The 14,586-nt window shown below is 69.3% G+C and carries 14 protein-coding genes and 1 riboswitch; of the genes, 6 read left to right on the top strand and 8 right to left on the bottom strand.

The features are described from left to right. Positions 1–6: 6 nt before the first annotated feature. Together RIF23_RS08340 and RIF23_RS08345 are read right to left on the bottom strand one after the other, a co-directional pair. A complete protein-coding gene (locus RIF23_RS08340; RefSeq protein WP_310911830.1) occupies positions 7–600 on the bottom strand; it encodes a methylated-DNA--[protein]-cysteine S-methyltransferase in 594 nt (197 codons plus the stop codon). Positions 601–761: 161 nt separating this feature from the next. Beyond that, positions 762–1,109, bottom strand: a complete 348-nt coding sequence (locus tag RIF23_RS08345; RefSeq protein WP_310911831.1) for a hypothetical protein — start codon at positions 1,107–1,109, stop codon at positions 762–764. A 116-nt stretch (positions 1,110–1,225) separates the two neighbouring features. On the opposite strand from RIF23_RS08345, the gene RIF23_RS08350 reads away from it, so the two are divergent. The 4 genes from RIF23_RS08350 (at position 1,226) to sucD (ending at position 4,844) form a co-directional block, all read left to right on the top strand. Further along, positions 1,226–1,636, top strand: a complete 411-nt coding sequence (locus RIF23_RS08350; protein ID WP_310912103.1) for a cobalamin B12-binding domain-containing protein — start codon at positions 1,226–1,228, stop codon at positions 1,634–1,636. Positions 1,637–1,703: 67 nt separating this feature from the next. Then, positions 1,704–2,477 carry a TSUP family transporter gene (locus RIF23_RS08355; RefSeq protein WP_310912104.1) on the top strand — a complete coding sequence of 258 codons (774 nt, stop codon included), beginning with the start codon at positions 1,704–1,706 and terminating at the stop codon, positions 2,475–2,477. A 292-nt stretch (positions 2,478–2,769) separates the two neighbouring features. Further along, entirely contained in the window at positions 2,770–3,954 is a 1,185-nt protein-coding gene (gene sucC, locus RIF23_RS08360) for an ADP-forming succinate--CoA ligase subunit beta (protein WP_310911832.1), read from the top strand. An 11-nt stretch (positions 3,955–3,965) separates the two neighbouring features. After that, on the top strand, positions 3,966–4,844 hold the full coding sequence (gene sucD / locus RIF23_RS08365) for a succinate--CoA ligase subunit alpha (RefSeq protein ID WP_310911833.1): 879 nt from the start codon (positions 3,966–3,968) through the stop codon (positions 4,842–4,844). Positions 4,845–4,940: 96 nt separating this feature from the next. Here the strand turns inward: sucD and RIF23_RS08370 are convergent, their stop codons facing one another. Beyond that, entirely contained in the window at positions 4,941–6,320 is a 1,380-nt protein-coding gene (locus RIF23_RS08370) for a flavin monoamine oxidase family protein (protein ID WP_310911834.1), read from the bottom strand. A 155-nt stretch (positions 6,321–6,475) separates the two neighbouring features. Between RIF23_RS08370 and RIF23_RS08375 the strand changes: the two genes are divergently transcribed. Then, positions 6,476–8,260 carry a cell division protein PerM gene (locus RIF23_RS08375; RefSeq protein ID WP_407659426.1) on the top strand — a complete coding sequence of 595 codons (1,785 nt, stop codon included), beginning with the start codon at positions 6,476–6,478 and terminating at the stop codon, positions 8,258–8,260. Between the two features lie 59 nt (positions 8,261–8,319). On the opposite strand, the gene RIF23_RS08380 is transcribed toward RIF23_RS08375, so the two are convergent. From RIF23_RS08380 to RIF23_RS08400, 5 genes are read right to left on the bottom strand one after another with little or no spacing between them, the layout of a single operon-like run. Further along, positions 8,320–8,943, bottom strand: coding sequence for a TrmH family RNA methyltransferase (locus RIF23_RS08380; protein ID WP_310911835.1), 624 nt, complete (start codon positions 8,941–8,943; stop codon positions 8,320–8,322). Positions 8,944–8,949: 6 nt separating this feature from the next. Beyond that, a complete protein-coding gene (locus tag RIF23_RS08385; protein WP_310911836.1) occupies positions 8,950–9,747 on the bottom strand; it encodes a (2Fe-2S)-binding protein in 798 nt (265 codons plus the stop codon). Then, the gene (locus RIF23_RS08390) at positions 9,744–10,811 is read right to left on the bottom strand and encodes an ABC transporter ATP-binding protein (RefSeq protein ID WP_310911837.1); all 1,068 of its coding nucleotides are present in this window, start codon (positions 10,809–10,811) and stop codon (positions 9,744–9,746) included. Before RIF23_RS08390 ends, RIF23_RS08385 begins: the two co-directional genes overlap by 4 nt. Beyond that, on the bottom strand, positions 10,808–11,917 hold the full coding sequence (locus tag RIF23_RS08395) for a FecCD family ABC transporter permease (RefSeq protein WP_310911838.1): 1,110 nt from the start codon (positions 11,915–11,917) through the stop codon (positions 10,808–10,810). The genes RIF23_RS08390 and RIF23_RS08395 overlap by 4 nt, the downstream gene beginning before the upstream one ends. After that, the gene (locus RIF23_RS08400; protein ID WP_310911839.1) at positions 11,914–13,137 is read right to left on the bottom strand and encodes an ABC transporter substrate-binding protein; all 1,224 of its coding nucleotides are present in this window, start codon (positions 13,135–13,137) and stop codon (positions 11,914–11,916) included. Before RIF23_RS08400 ends, RIF23_RS08395 begins: the two co-directional genes overlap by 4 nt. Before the next feature lie 231 nt (positions 13,138–13,368). After that, positions 13,369–13,538, bottom strand: a riboswitch (cobalamin riboswitch). An 83-nt stretch (positions 13,539–13,621) separates the two neighbouring features. On the opposite strand from RIF23_RS08400, the gene RIF23_RS08405 reads away from it, so the two are divergent. Next, positions 13,622–14,584: an ornithine cyclodeaminase family protein gene (locus tag RIF23_RS08405; protein ID WP_310911840.1), complete on the top strand. Its 963-nt coding sequence runs from the start codon at positions 13,622–13,624 to the stop codon at positions 14,582–14,584. Positions 14,585–14,586 lie beyond the last annotated feature (2 nt).

Below are 14,586 nucleotides of genomic sequence, written 5' to 3' on the forward strand. Positions count from 1 at the left end.
TCAGCGCTAGCAGCGATGGGACGATCGGTTGTCGCGCTCGTGGCGCAGCAGCCACTCCTTGATCGAAATCCCCCCGCTGTACCCGGTCAGTGCGCCGTCGGCGCCGACAATCCGATGGCATGGCAGGACGATGGGTAGGGGATTCCTACCGTTGGCGAGCCCGACCGCCCGCGCCCCCGTGGGTGGGTCGACACGGCCCGCGAGAACTCCGTAACTCGTGGTCTGCCCGTACGGAACTGTGCTGAGCGCACGCCACACCCGACGCTGGAACGGGGTTCCTTCCGGGGCCAGGGGGAGGTCGAACCGAGTGAGTTTCCCCTCGAAGTAGGCCACCAGTTGCTCCGTGGTGCTCGAGAATCCGCATGGTGCGGGCAGCCACTCCGGAGCGACGTCCTGGGCTGTGGCGCCAAGCTGGATGCGGGTGAGTGCGGTTGCGTCCCCGACGAGCAGCAGCGCCCCAACCGGGGAATCTAGAAAGCGATAGTGCAGCGGGGTGCTCGGGGCCGGCGGAGTACGAAACTCTACCGGGACGCGTGTGCCCCCCGGCCCGGCGGATTGGGCCTCGGCACACAGGCCGGGAATCGAATCCTGCTGGTACACGATGGCTGGTCCTCGGGATGCGACGTGGATGTGGGGAACAATGGCGATACAGCGTACCGGCTCGGGTCCCCGCCGCGCGTGAGCATCCCGACCGCTCGGCGGTGCCGGCACCGGTCGCCGAGCCAGCGCCACCGAGGGTGTGCCGCCACCCACCTCCCGGATTATGCCGGTGGGGACGTCGCCGTACTACCGGGGGCGTTAGGGGTGACCGTACCCCCACCCCCGCGACGCCTCAGATAGTCGATATAGAAGGGGCGGAGTGCTTCCAGAAGTTCATCGTCCCCCTCTCGGGTGGCAAGGACCTCCGAGATCAGACCGGACAGGTAGGTCACCCCGGCCTTACTCGCGTCCATGTGACCGGCGGCGGCTTCCGCCGCTGGGAGTGTGCGCAGAAGTTGCCACAGGAAACCCAGATCCCACCGGCGACGCGCGAGTGCGACCGCACGGTCGTGCAGCTCACGAGTGGGGAGCTGGTCCAGGGCGTCGGCAGCGTCGCGTTCGTGCGTCATACTCGGTGTCCTACCCGGTCAACCCGCTGCCCTAGCACAATGGTGACGTGGGTTACGCTGCGATCGTCGCGATACCGATCGGGCACAACCTCCTGGGAGCGAAAGGGGACACAGCCATGGGGACCTCGTCGACGATCCGTGTGGTCATCGCCAAACCGGGCCTGGACGGCCACGACCGCGGGGTCAAGGTCGTGGCCCGGGCACTGCGGGACGCGGGGGTTGAGGTGATCTACACCGGCCTGCGCCAGACCCCGGAAATGGTTGTGGACGCCGCGCTTCAGGAAGATGCCGACGCGATCGGTTTGTCCGTGCTGTCCGGCGCCCACATGACCCTGTTCACCCGGGTGATGGAGCTGCTCCGGGAGAACGACGCGACCGACATCACGGTGTTCGGTGGCGGCATCATCCCGGAGGAAGACATTCCCGAGCTGGAGCGCCTGGGGGTGGCCAAGGTCTTCACTCCGGGGGCGTCCACCTCGGACATTGTGGACTGGGTGCAGGGGCACCTGGGTGGCGTCGCTGCGTAGCTCGGCCGGGTAGTCTGTCGGAATTGTGGGCAGATATCCGGATCCGTGGCGCGGGGTATGACCCGTGGTGGATCCCGAACTGCTTACCCTGTTGGTTCTGGCCGCGGTTGCGGCAGGCTGGATCGACGCCATCGTCGGCGGCGGTGGACTGCTGCTGTTGCCGGCATTGTTGGTCGCGTTTCCGAACACCCCGGTCGCGACGCTTCTGGGTACCAATAAGCTCGCGGCGATGTTCGGCACCTGCTCCGCGGCCGTGAACTACAGCCGGGGGCTGCGCCTCGACGCCGGGATTGTCTGGCCAACGGCCGGCCTCGCCCTCGCGGGCTCCGGTGCCGGGGCGGCTTTCGCTAGCATGGCGTCCTCGTCCTCGGACGCGCTACGCCCCATCATCATGGCTGTGCTGCTGCTCGTCGCTGTCATGGTTGTGGCGCGGCCGGCGCTGGGGGCCCACACGGACCCGCGGCTGCGCACCCCGGGACGTGTCATCGTGGCCGTGCTGGTCGCGGGACTCCTCGTGAGTTTCTATGACGGCATCATCGGCCCGGGAACCGGAACGTTCCTCATGATCGCCCTGACCACCATCGTCGGCATGGACTTCGTTCAGGCCTCGGCGTCCGCGAAGATCGTGAACACGGCCACGAACCTGGGTGCGCTGTGCGTGTTCACGCTCGCCGGGCACGTGATGTGGCTGCTCGGCCTGGTACTGGCCGGTGGAACGATCGGGGGCGCGCTGATCGGCAGTCGGATGGCGCTACGGCGGGGGACCGGTTTCGTGCGGGTGGTGCTGCTCGTCGTGGTTGTGGTGCTGCTGCTGCGGCTTGGTTACGAGCACTTCACCTGACGGTTACCGGTTCGGCGCGGATGTGAGTCCACGCACGTTCGATCCGTCCCGTAGGGGCGCGTATGCCCGAACGCCCCACTGATCTCCGGCGAGCGGCGGTGTGATCCGTGCGTCGATGTCGCGACATGGTGCCCCCGCTGTGCATCTCACATCGCGAACGGAGCTAAGCTGCGCGGTGACGCGGAAGGATTCCAGACAAGCACTTATTTCGCGGGCTAGCCGTCCAGGGCGCCGCTGAAGTAACCAACCTCCGCAGTAGACCGCAGCCAGCGAGTTACAAGGACGAATCCTCGTGGACCTGTTCGAATACCAGGCGAAGGAACTCTTCGCGCAGTACGGGGTACCGGTACCCCAGGGGAAGGTGGCGAGCACGGCCGAGGAGGCCCGTGCCATCGCTGAGGAGTTCGCGGCCGCCGGAAAGCCGCGTGTCGTCGTCAAGGCCCAGGTCAAGACGGGCGGCCGGGGAAAGGCCGGTGGTGTCAAGGTCGCGGATGACGCCGCAGACGCGGAGGAGAAGGCGGCACAAATCCTCGGTATGGACATCAAGGGGCACACCGTGCACCGTGTCCTGATCGAGGAGGCCAGTGACATCGCCGAGGAGTACTACTTCTCCTTCCTCCTCGACCGTGCCAACCGCACCTTCCTGTCCATCTGCTCCGCCGAGGGGGGCGTGGAGATCGAGGAGGTCGCCGCGACCAACCCGGACGCGGTGGCCAAGGTGGCGATCGACCCACTGACCGGAACCCCCGACAGCGTTGCCACCGACATCGTGGCCCAGGGCAAGCTGCCGGAGTCCGCCGCCGCCGGCGCCGCCACGGCCATCACCAAGTTGTGGGATGTCTTCGTGCAGCGGGACGCCACACTGGTCGAGGTCAACCCCATGATTCTGACCGGCGACGGCCGTGTGGTGGCCTTGGACGGAAAGGTCACCCTCGACGAGAACGCCGACTTCCGGCATGACCTGGAAAGCCTCGCCTCGGCCGCCGAGGGGGACCCGCTGGAGGTTCGGGCCAAGGAGAAGGGCCTGAACTACGTCAAGCTCGACGGGCAGGTCGGCATCATCGGGAACGGTGCCGGGCTGGTCATGTCCACCCTGGACGTGGTTGCCTACGCCGGCGAGGAGCGGGGCGGAGTGAAACCCGCGAACTTCCTCGACATCGGGGGCGGCGCCTCCGCTGAGGTCATGGCCAACGGGCTGGAGATCGTCCTGGGCGATCCCGACGTGCACAGCGTGTTCGTCAACGTCTTCGGCGGGATCACCGCCTGCGACGAGGTCGCCAACGGGATCGTGCAGGCCCTGGAGATGCTGGAGGGGCGCGGCGAGGACGTATCCAAGCCGCTCGTCGTCCGGCTGGACGGCAACAACGCCGAGCTGGGCCGCAGCATCCTCACCGACCGCAGTCACCCGGCCGTGCGCCAGGTGGACACGATGGACGGCGCCGCCGCGCGGGCCGCCGAGCTGGCCGCGCAGAAGTAGGGAAAGTACCAATGGCGATCTTTCTTACCAAGGACAGCAGGGTTCTCGTCCAGGGCATGACCGGGGCCGAGGGCACCAAGCACACCCGCCGGATGCTCGCGTCCGGCACCACGATCGTGGGCGGTGTGAACCCCCGCAAGGCCGGGCAGAACGTCGACTTCGACGGCACCCAGGTGCCCGTGTTCGGCTCGGTCGCCGACGGGATGGCCCAGGCGGGAGCGGACGTCACGGTGATCTTCGTGCCGCCGAAGTTCGCCAAGGACGCGATCATCGAGGCGGTTGATGCCGGAATTGGCTTGGCTGTGGTCATCACCGAAGGCATTCCGGTGCATGACACCGCCTACGCCTGGGCCTACGCCTCCCGCAAGGGCAACGCGACACGCATCGTTGGCCCGAACTGCCCGGGCGTCATCTCTCCGGGACAGTCCAATGCGGGGATCATCCCCTCCGACATCACCAAGCCGGGACGTATCGGACTGGTGTCCAAGTCGGGCACGTTGACCTACCAGATGATGTACGAGCTGCGGGACATCGGCTTCTCCACCTGTGTCGGTATCGGTGGGGACCCCGTGATCGGAACCACGCACATCGACGCCCTGGCCGCGTTCGAAGCGGATCCCGAGACCGATGCGATCGTGATGATCGGGGAGATCGGTGGGGACGCCGAGGAGCGCGCAGCCGAGTACATCCAGGCCAAGGTGTCCAAGCCGGTCGTCGGCTACGTGGCCGGATTCACCGCCCCCGAGGGCAAGACCATGGGCCATGCGGGTGCCATCGTTTCCGGATCCTCCGGAACAGCGTCCGCGAAGAAGGAAGCCCTGGAGGCAGCCGGGGTCCGCGTCGGCAAGACGCCGAGCGAGACCGCGGAACTGGCCCGCGCCCAGTTCTGACCCCGGTCCGAGCTGGACTCCTCCGGCCCGGGACGGCTGCCTGCCGTCCCGGGCCGGACGTGGTTATGGCCGGGACGATGCGGTGTCCACCGGTGTTCAGTTCCGGTCGAGCTGGGCTGTGACCTCGTCGGCCGCGCGGATGCCGCTGGCGATCGCTCCATCCAGCGTGCCGTTTTCGGGATAGGGGCCGGTCTCGGTCCCGGCCCAGTGCATTCGGTCCACCGGGCGACGCAGCAGGGGCCCGAGGTCGGTGAGTAGCCCGGGAGGCGTCGGCGCCTGGTAGGCACGGCTGTAGGGCCCCGGGTAGTCCCGGCTGTGTGCGATCTCGCGGGGTTCGGCGGCCAGGGGACCGAACACGCGTCGGAGGTTGTCCAGCAGGAGGCCCTCGTGCTGGGCGGGGTTGTCGAGCACGTCCAGGTCCACGCCCATCGGATCGCCCTCCCCGAAGGTGTGCGTGAAGGCCACCAGGCGTCCGAACGCGCCACTGTCCGGACTGTCATCCAAGGCCAGAGCCGGCAGTCCGTCCTCGCAGTAGACCGTCCCGGACCATCCGAAGTTGCGCCAGAACGGGCGCCAGTACGTCAGTTCCGAACGGATCAGCTCGGCGGCTGGCCACTGCCGATGGAGCCGGCCACGGCTGTGCGGGAGCCGCGGCCGGTAGTCGATCTGGCCGGCGTCACTGGGAGCCGTGGCGATGATCACGCGTTCGCAGCGCACCGTACCGCGGGGGCCGCTCACCTCCACTCCGTCGGCCGTGCGGGTGATGCGGGCGACGTGCCAGCTGGTGCGTACCCGCTCGGCCGGAAGGCTCGCCGCCATGCGCTGGCACAGCTCCGCCTGGTCGATGCGGACATAGCTTGGGTCGATCTCCGGCTCCGGCCCCAGGTGCGCGATCAGCCACAGCATGCTGATCTGGTCCGCCGGCATGGACGCCTCGATGGTCAGGCTCTCCTCCAACAGCCGCAACAGTTCCGGGTCCCGGCTGTGGTGCCGAAGCCAGCCGCGCACCGTGTGGGCGTCCAGCTCCCCAGCGTCGGGACTGCGCCAGGGGGAGTCCGGGTCCGCGTCGCGGGCCAGCCGAGCCAGGCGGGCGTACAGGTACTCGCTGCGCAGCCGGGTCCACCAGGATGTCGCCAGGGGCAGGTTGTGGTCGGTCGTGCTGACGTGTCCCTCCCGGTCCAGCCGCAGGTCCACACCGTTGTCGGTGGGATCGAACCGGCTGTGCGCAACGTCGAGCTCGTCAGCGAGGTGTAGGACGTCGGAGTCGTCGGCCCACACCAGCATGTGCCCGGGTGGCTGGCCGGCGGGGCTGCCCCGCAGGGGAAGGGCGCGCCCGCCGACCTGGACGTCTCCCTCCACCACGAGAAACGAGCCGATGCCGGAGGAGAGCAGCCGTCGCGCCGCACTCAGCCCCGAGAGACCGGCACCCACGACGACTGTGGTGACCTGCTCGGTTGCGCTGTTGGTGTCCTGCATCGCTGCCCCTGTCGCCCGTCCCGTGCTGCGCCGTTCGACGCCCCGCGGGGCGATCTACCGACCTACGCCATCTACCACACTGCCAGTGGCGGTCGCTGGGCGACACGCGTGCGGAACTAACCGGCAAAGCGGGCATTGGCTGGGAGTATGGACGTGTGAGCGCGCCCGCTGGTCCAACGAACCATCGCAGTCGCCGTAGGGCAGCGGCTCCCTCGCGGGGCGGCGACCCGCCGACGCAGCGCGGTGCTGTTCCGGATGCCCCGGACATCACTGCGACGTCGGCGGCGACTCCGTGCCCGGGCGATGGGGAGCCCGATGGAAGCCCGCCGCCGGGCGCCCAGTCCGGCGGCGACACCGAGTCCAGCGAGTTCGTGGAGGCCCCCCGTCCGCTCTACACCGCGGGCGGGATCGCTGCCGCCACCTCGGCCGCGATCGGCCTCGCGGTGCTTACCACCCTCACCCTGATCGGCTGGGTCGCGGCCCCGCACGCGAGCTTCGGGGTGGAGATCCCGGACGTTTTCCGCCTGGTTGTACAGGCCTGGCTCGTGGGGCATCTCGCCGGATTCGCGATCCCCGGCGGAGATGTCGCGATGCTGCCGTTGGGCCTGGTGGTTCTGCCCGGGCTGGTGCTGTACCGCTCCGGTCGGTGGCTCGCCCGCAGCTGTGAGCTCCCCCGGGTCCGGCACGTCTTCCAGGCGGCACTGGCGATCGCCGGACCCTATGCCGCGATCGCCGGAACTCTGGCCCTGACCGCGCACACGGAGCTGGTGCAGCCCAGCATGCCGCAGGCCCTGGCCGCGGGATTCGCCGTGGCCTACGTCGCCGGTGGGCTGGGCGTGCTCCGGCAGCTACTGATCGACAAGGACATCGCGCGCCGCAGGCTGCTGCGGCTGATGCCGCGACGCCCCCGCTCCCTCCTGCTGGGCTCGGTGAACGCGGCCGGGCTGCTGCTGGCGGCCGGACTCACGCTGTTTCTCGCCGGCCTCGTGGCCAATGCCGGAGAGGCGGCCGCCGTCACCTCGCAGCTGCGTCCCGGAATCGTGGGCGGCATCCTGCTGCTGATTCTCCAGCTGCTGTATCTGCCCAACGCCGTCATTTTCGGCATGTCCTACGCGGCCGGCCCGGGGTTCGCCGTCGGCGCGGAGACCATCGTCGCGCCGACCGGCGTCAGCTACGGGCAACTGCCACAGCTCCCAATGTTGGCTGCACTGCCGGAGGAGGGCCCCGCACCGCTGGTGTCCCTCATCGCGTTGGCCGCGCCGTTCCTCGCCGGAGCCGTCGGCGGCTGGCGCACCCTGCGCACCGCACCGACCCCCGTCAGTGAGGCCGCACCGCTGTGGGGACTGGCCTGCGGTGCGGTGACCGGTGTGGTGTGTGCGGCCCTGGCCCTGCTGGCCGGTGGGCCCCTGGGCGCTCAGCGGCTGGCGGTGGTCGGCCCGTCGGCGTGGCAGGTGGGCGCGGCCGTCGCGATCCAGGTGGGTGTGGTGGCCGCGATCGCCGGCTGGATCACCAACTGGGTGATCTACCGGCGCCAGCGTAGGGCCACCAGTGGGGCGGTCACCTCGGAGGCCGACCCGGAAATCGCGAGCGACGCGGAGGGCGACCTGCCGACACCCGTGGCGGAAGGGAAGGAGGACGCGGGAGAGGCCGGGGCGCAGACCCCACTGCCGCCACGACGCGGCTCCCGACTGCGCGAGCTGGCGCAGCGGATGTCGCTTCGGAGCGTGTGGCCACGTCTGCGACGCGGCGGCTCGACCGTGCAGGGGCAGGAGACGGCCCCCGATGCGGCCGAGGACGCCGAGTCCACCGAACTGTTCGGGATCAGCTACGAAGCCGATCCGCAACAGGAACCACCCACGGCCCCCGTGCCGGACGAGGGCACGGCCGGCGCCGCCTCGGTGACCTATCTGGCGGCGCGCCGTCAGGAGCGGGGAAACTGACGCTGTCGGCCCCCGGTGCGGGGAAGCCGACGCCCATGCTGGCCGCCGTAGACGGCCAGCTACTGCGGATTCGGCTGCTGCCCGAACACGTGGGCCCGTACCCAGGCGTGCATGGCGATCGCGGCGGCCGCGCCGGCGTTGATGGAACGTGTGGACCCGAACTGGGCGATGGACAGGACCGCGGTGCACACCGCGCGGGTCTCTGGGGACAGGCCGGGGCCCTCCTGGCCGAAGACGAGCATGCAGTTCTGGGGCAACGGATAGGTTTCCAACGGAACGGCGCCCGGCAGGTTGTCCACCCCCACGATGTCCAGTCCGTGTTCCAGTGCCCAGTCCACGAGGGCAGCAGCATCAGGGTGGTGGTGCACATGCTGGTAGCGGTCGGTCACCATCGCACCACGGCGGTTCCACCGACGCTGCCCCACGATGTGCACCCCCTCGGCCAGGAATGCGTTCGCGGTACGCACCACCGAGCCGATATTGAGGTCGTGCTCCCAGTTCTCCACGGCCACGTGGAAGGGGTGCCGTCGCGTGTCGAGGTCCGCCACGATCGCCTCCCGCCGCCAGTAGCGGTAGCGGTCCACGACGTTCCGGCGATCTCCCTGTTCCAACAATTCGGGGTCGTAGTGCTCGCCCGCGGGCCATGGTCCGCTCCAGGGCCCCACCCCCACCTGCTCACTCATCGCGTATCAGCGTACGTCAGCCGCACGGCGCCACTGTTCCTGACGCGTCTGCTCCGACAGCAGCGCGCAGTCCCCGCACTTGCCGTTGTTCGGCACCCGATAGTACAGACAGCAGGTACGCCGCACGAAGAACGCGGTCTGTGGCAGCTGCGGAAACGGACGCACAAACTCGCCACGCCCCCGCAGGGGCTCCAGCTCCAGCAGGGCCTGTCCCAGTTCCAGCGCCGGTTGGCTCATCCCGGGACGCAGGTCGGCGAGGCGGCGACACGCCCCCGACACCGAGGACGCCACGTTTCCCCACAGCAGCCCCGGCGCGAGCTTCACCTGCTCGCGTGCTGCCGCGGCGAGTGGCTGGAACACCTCGGTCAGAACGTGTTCACTGATGGCGTGCGCCGCCGCCGACGGATCCGTGCCACAGCGCACGGCTTCGGTATCGCCGACCCGTAGAGGAATGGGGCCCTCCTGGCTGGGTTGCCAGTACAGTGCCGACGGTGGACACAGCAGCCCATACGTGACGGTGGTTGCGATGCTCGGGGACAGCAGCCGCGAGGCGGTCCCCTGGAACATGATGGAGGCGGCAACCCGGGGCTCGATGTCGCCGACCCCGCGCCCGCAGCGGTGGGCGATCCGTTGGCGCACATCCGCGATGCGCTGGGCAAGGACCCCTGGATCCGACCACAACTGGTTCAGGGGACGCCACGGGGCATCCACCACCCTGACGGGTGGGTCGGGTACCTCGACGTCGAAGAATCCGCCGAGTTCGGCGGTGTCGGTGAGGGCAGTGCGAATGTCGCGGACCGTCAACTCGTACTCCTTTCCCGGGCGAGTCCCCTCGCCCATCGGGTGAATTCCCCCAGCGTTGCGTGCTCGTGCGGGCTGCCCGCGTGTGTGCTGTGGAATCTGTGCCGGCCCACGTGGACATCCAACGCGGGCCACGGCGGGGCGGGCTCGTCGGGTCCGGGAACGTGCCAGCCCACGCGACGCAGGGCCCGCGCCGTCATCGCGGCGGCCGGTTCGGTTCCGGACACCACGGCGCTGCGGCGTTGCTCCGGGCTCCCGTGCGGCCGGAACGTTCCCGAGTCAGTGTCGAACACAAGGTCGTCACCGTCGAACACCGCACCGATCTCTCCGGAGAGGCTCAGTTCCTCGGGGGTGCCGCTGCGCAGTTGCCCCCGGGACACCAGCCACACCATGTCGGCGACACGCAGCGCAAGCTCCAGGTCATGCGTGCAGACCACCACGGCCAGGTGTTGCCCTTCGGCGAGCTGCCGCAACAGGCTGGTCACGGCCACCCGGCCGGTGATGTCCAGGAATGCGGTGGGCTCATCCAGCAGCAGTGCCGAGGGCTCCTGAGCCAGAGCGCGGGCGGTGAACACGCGCTGGCGTTCCCCGTCGGAAAGTTCACCCACCCTGCGTTCGGCCAGGTCACTTGCGCCCACGGCCGCGAGCGCCCACGCGATACGGCGGTGGTCGTGCGCGTTCAGGCGGCCGGTGAGGCCGGTGTGGGGGTGGCGGCCAAGCGCCACCAGCTCGCGAGCCCGCACGAGCCCGGGCACCCCGCGTTCGGTCAACACCACAGCCAGCGACCGGGAACGCTCGGAATCGCTCATGCGCGCCAGGTCAACCCCGTCCAGGTAACAGTGCCCGGACAGCGGCGGAGCGAGCCCACACACGGTGCGTACCAGGGTGCTCTTGCCCGCCCCGTTCGGCCCCAGGAGCACCGTTAGTTCACCGCGCCGAGCCTCGGCTGTGACCTGGCGCAGCACCGGAACCCAGTTCCGGCCGGAGTCCCGGTACCCGACGGACAGCTGCTCCAGGACCAGTCCGCTGCCCGTGCCGGGGTGGCGGGGCCGTCCAGTGTCGCTCATAGTGCGCCCCCGTGCGTGTTGGCTCGGCCCCGCAGCAACACCGTGATCACGATGGGCGCCCCAACCAGGGCGGTGACACTGTTCAACGGCAGCACAGCGGCCGTCCCGGGCAGGCTGGCCACGGTGCCACACAGCAGGGCCACGGCGCCGCCCATCACCACACAGGCCGGCATGAGGATCCGATGGTCCGCGGTCGTGAGCGCGATGCGGGTGAGATGGGGGATGGCCAACCCCAGGAACGCGACGGGGCCACAGAACGCGGTGACGGTGCCGGCCAGCCCGGAGGCGACGAACAGGACCAGCCACCGCACCACGCGCACGTTCACGCCCATGGTGCGGGCGTAGGTGTCCCCGAGCAGCATCGCGTTCAGCGGTTTGACGAGTGCGAGGCTCGCGAGGCTCCCCACCCCGAGGATCGGCAGGAGCCAGGCCAGGTCGGGCCAGGTCGGGCCGGAGAAACTCCCCATCCCCCACATCACGAACTGCTGGACCTGACGCGGGTCGGCGGATGCCACCAGCACGCTCACCAGTGCGCTGACTCCCGAGCCGACCATCACCCCGATAATCAGCAGTGTCGCCACCGACTGGGTCCAGCGAGCCAGCAGCAGCATGAGCGCGAGGACGGACGCGGCACCCATGGCCGCCGCCAGCACCGTGCCCGCACGGCCACCGCCGGCAAGACCGGCGGTGAAGGCCGCGCTTCCGCTACCCGACGCCAGGACCACGATGGCCACGCCCAGGCTGGCACCGGAACTGACCCCCAGAATGTAGGGCTCGGCCAGGGGGTTGCGCAGCAGGGTCTGCATCTGGAGCCCGGCCAGGCCCAGCGCCGATCCGGCGGCCAGCGCGGTCACCGCGCGGGGGAGCCGGACCTCCCAGACGATGGTGTGCGTCTGTGCGCTGACGGGGCCGGTTCCGAACAGGGCGTGGCCCACCTCGACCAGTGGGATCGGAGTGGACCCCAGAACCAGCGCCAGAGCCAGCAGGCTGGCCGTGGCGGCGCTCAGCGCCCCGAGTCGTGCTGGAACGGGCATCCGAGCACGGGGGCGGGGGAGTGGGGGTGCTGCCTGGTGCATCCCCACCCCACCGTCGACCGTGTGGGTCATGCCTCGTCCAGCTGTCGGTAGTACACGAGCTCGTGCTCCTCCAGCAGGTCCGGATGCACGATCCGCACCAGGTCGGCCAACACCAGGTCGGGCCGGCTCACCCCCTCTTCCCAGTAGAGGTTGCCGCCGGTGGGACCGATCTTGTTGTTGTTGGTCCACACCTCCCCGGTCGTGACCGCCGTGAACTCCGCGTAACGGCCGTCGTCTGCGGTGACGTCGTCGAGGCTGCCCCAGTCGGCGCCGGCGATCCAGGGAGTGGTGTCCTGGGCCTGGGCCAGCACCTCCTCCACGTCCAGCTCGACACTCGCCCCGCCGGTGGTGTCCGACCAGGCGTAGTCGGCCCCGGCGTCCGCCAGGAGCCGGCCGGCGTAGGAGTCCCCGGCCGGTACAGTCCACACCCCGTCGCGCATCTGGCCCGTGAGTACCTGCACGGACTCGGCGTCGGCGACCTGCTCCGCGATATCCCGGTAGTCCGCCTCGATGTCGGCGAACTCCGCGCGCGCCTGGCGTTCGGTCCCGGTGAGCGCCGCGGCCAGCTTGATCCACTCGGCACGGCCCAGGGGGGTTGGCTCCAGCCATTCCGCGTTCGCGATGACGGGAATGCCCGCATCGCGTACTCCCTGATCGTCGGGGTCCTGCACTCCCGCGGTCATGACCAGATCCGGATCGTGGCTGATTACCAATTCCTGATCGAGGGTCTGGTCAACAGCGAACTCCACGATGTCTCCGTCGTCCAGGCGCTCGCGGTACTCCGTTGTGCTGACCGTGGACCCATCAGCGACTCCGGTGACGGTCTCGGTGCGGTCCAGCAGTTGGAACAGCGGCAGGTGCGTGGTGGAGCGGGAGAACACACTGTCCACCGGAACCTCCACCACGGGAGCCTCCGCGAGCTCGTCCGTCAGCTCGGGTTCGGGGAGGCCGCAGCGCAGCAGCACGTAGCGTTCCGGATCCGCATCCGGAGCCGGTTCCTCGACGGTCACCACCTGGTAGTGGTTCTCGTAGTCGATGGTGAGGTTCTCGGCGTGGTCCAGCTCGAGTTTCTCTGGGAAGTAGTCGGTGTCCGCGTCTGCCTGCGGGTCGTAGTCCTGCACACAGTCGGCGGAAGCTGCCGGGGGTGCAGACGCGGTGTCGTCGGTTGCGTTCTCAGTTCCGGTGGCGCCGCAGGCGGTCAGGGCGAGCGTGGGCGCGAGGATGGGAAGCAGGAATCGAGCAGAGTGCATGGTGTGTTCCAACGGGACTGGGGCCGGCGGCCAACATGTCGTTGTCCCGTGCGAGGACGGGACCGGATCCACACCGGGGGCACGAAAGAGTGGCCACCGGCTCCACGTCAGCGGTGGGGTCCGCGGCGTGCAGCGGCCAGTGGCGGTGGGTGCGCGTGGCCATAGCGAGCGCCGGCACCACAGGCACAGCCATGGTTGGGCCAGTCCTCTCTCGGGGAAATCCGCCCCGGTTGGTGAGGGACAACGGCGAGGAGTCTCCTGGCTCGCGGGTCACTGCCTGGGTCCCGGCCTTCCCATCCCGCAGGACAGTGGCCATCGATGGGACCGGCTCCCCGACTCACAGTGGCGGGACCGCGCCGGATTCGCACCGGCTTCCTCGGTTCGCCGTCGTCATGGTTCGTGCTTTGTCGTTCCTTTTAGGGTGACACATCTTCTAGGGTGAGGAACCTGACATTCACCACGCGCGCCGAGAGTGGGGACGTGGATGACCGTGCACACCGTCAGTGGTGACGAGGTTCGTCGCAGCGTGCCCATGTCCGCGGCCATCGCGGAGCTGCGCAGGGTCCTGATCGAGGTGGCCGAACACGGTGACGCGGCCTTCGACATGCCCGGCCGGCAGGCGCTGGCGGACGGTTCGGTGCTGGTGATGGTGGCCCGGCATGTACGCACCGGCACGGCGGTGGTGAAGGCGCTGAGTGTGCAGCTGAACCGGCAGCCCGCAGTGGTCGGCACTCTCTCCTGGCTGGACCCGAAGCGCGCCACCCCGCTGGTGATGGAGGCGGAGGCGGTCACCACCCTGCGAACCGGTGCCATTGCCGGCCTGGCCACCGATCTGCTGGCTGACGCGGACGCCGACCGGATGGCGCTGGTCGGATCCGGGGCACAGGCCCCGGACCAGGTTCGCGCCGTCCACGCGGTCCGCCCGCTGCGGGAGCTGCGGATCGTCAGTCGCAGTACGGACAACGCCCAGCGCTTGGCCGCGCTGCTACGGGCCGAACTTGTGGACACGCGGATCACGGCCACGGGCACGGATTCGTCCGGGCCGGATGCCATTCGCGTAGCCGTGTCCGGCATGCCCATTGTGAGTTGCGCCACCTCCGCCCGTGATCCCGTGCTTGCCGCCAGTGACCTGCATGATCAGGTGCACGTCAACGCCATCGGATCCTTCCGGCCCAGTATGCGTGAGCTGCCCGCAGAGCTGCTCGCGGAGGCGGAGGTGCTGGCGGTGGAGAAACGGAGCGCCGCTCTGGCCGAGTCGGGTGAGGTTATTCACGCCGTGGAGTCCGGTCACCGCTCCGAGGGCGACATTTGCGAATTGGGCGAGCTGTTGCGGCATCCGGTGCGGCGATCGGGACGCACCGTGTTCACGTCAGTGGGTACCGGAATCCAGGACTGGACGATCGCGCAAGCCGTCGCGGAACGCGTCGAGGCAGTGGGCGCGGGGTGAAC

This window comes from Lipingzhangella rawalii (genome assembly GCF_031628175.1).
Taxonomy (GTDB): domain Bacteria; phylum Actinomycetota; class Actinomycetes; order Streptosporangiales; family Streptosporangiaceae; genus Lipingzhangella_A; species Lipingzhangella_A rawalii.

Bases quoted from the DNA above. Each gene is read 5' to 3' on its own strand.
- RIF23_RS08345 (WP_310911831.1), bottom strand. From the start codon at position 1,109: ATGACGCACGAACGCGACGCTGCCGACGCCCTGGACCAGCTCCCCACT.
- RIF23_RS08350 (WP_310912103.1), top strand. From the start codon at position 1,226: ATGGGGACCTCGTCGACGATCCGTGTGGTCATCGCCAAACCGGGCCTG.
- sucD (WP_310911833.1), top strand. From the start codon at position 3,966: ATGGCGATCTTTCTTACCAAGGACAGCAGGGTTCTCGTCCAGGGCATG.
- RIF23_RS08370 (WP_310911834.1), bottom strand. From the start codon at position 6,320: ATGCAGGACACCAACAGCGCAACCGAGCAGGTCACCACAGTCGTCGTG.
- RIF23_RS08380 (WP_310911835.1), bottom strand. From the start codon at position 8,943: ATGAGTGAGCAGGTGGGGGTGGGGCCCTGGAGCGGACCATGGCCCGCG.
- RIF23_RS08390 (WP_310911837.1), bottom strand. From the start codon at position 10,811: ATGAGCGACACTGGACGGCCCCGCCACCCCGGCACGGGCAGCGGACTG.
- RIF23_RS08395 (WP_310911838.1), bottom strand. From the start codon at position 11,917: ATGACCCACACGGTCGACGGTGGGGTGGGGATGCACCAGGCAGCACCC.
- RIF23_RS08400 (WP_310911839.1), bottom strand. From the start codon at position 13,137: ATGCACTCTGCTCGATTCCTGCTTCCCATCCTCGCGCCCACGCTCGCC.
- RIF23_RS08405 (WP_310911840.1), top strand. From the start codon at position 13,622: ATGACCGTGCACACCGTCAGTGGTGACGAGGTTCGTCGCAGCGTGCCC.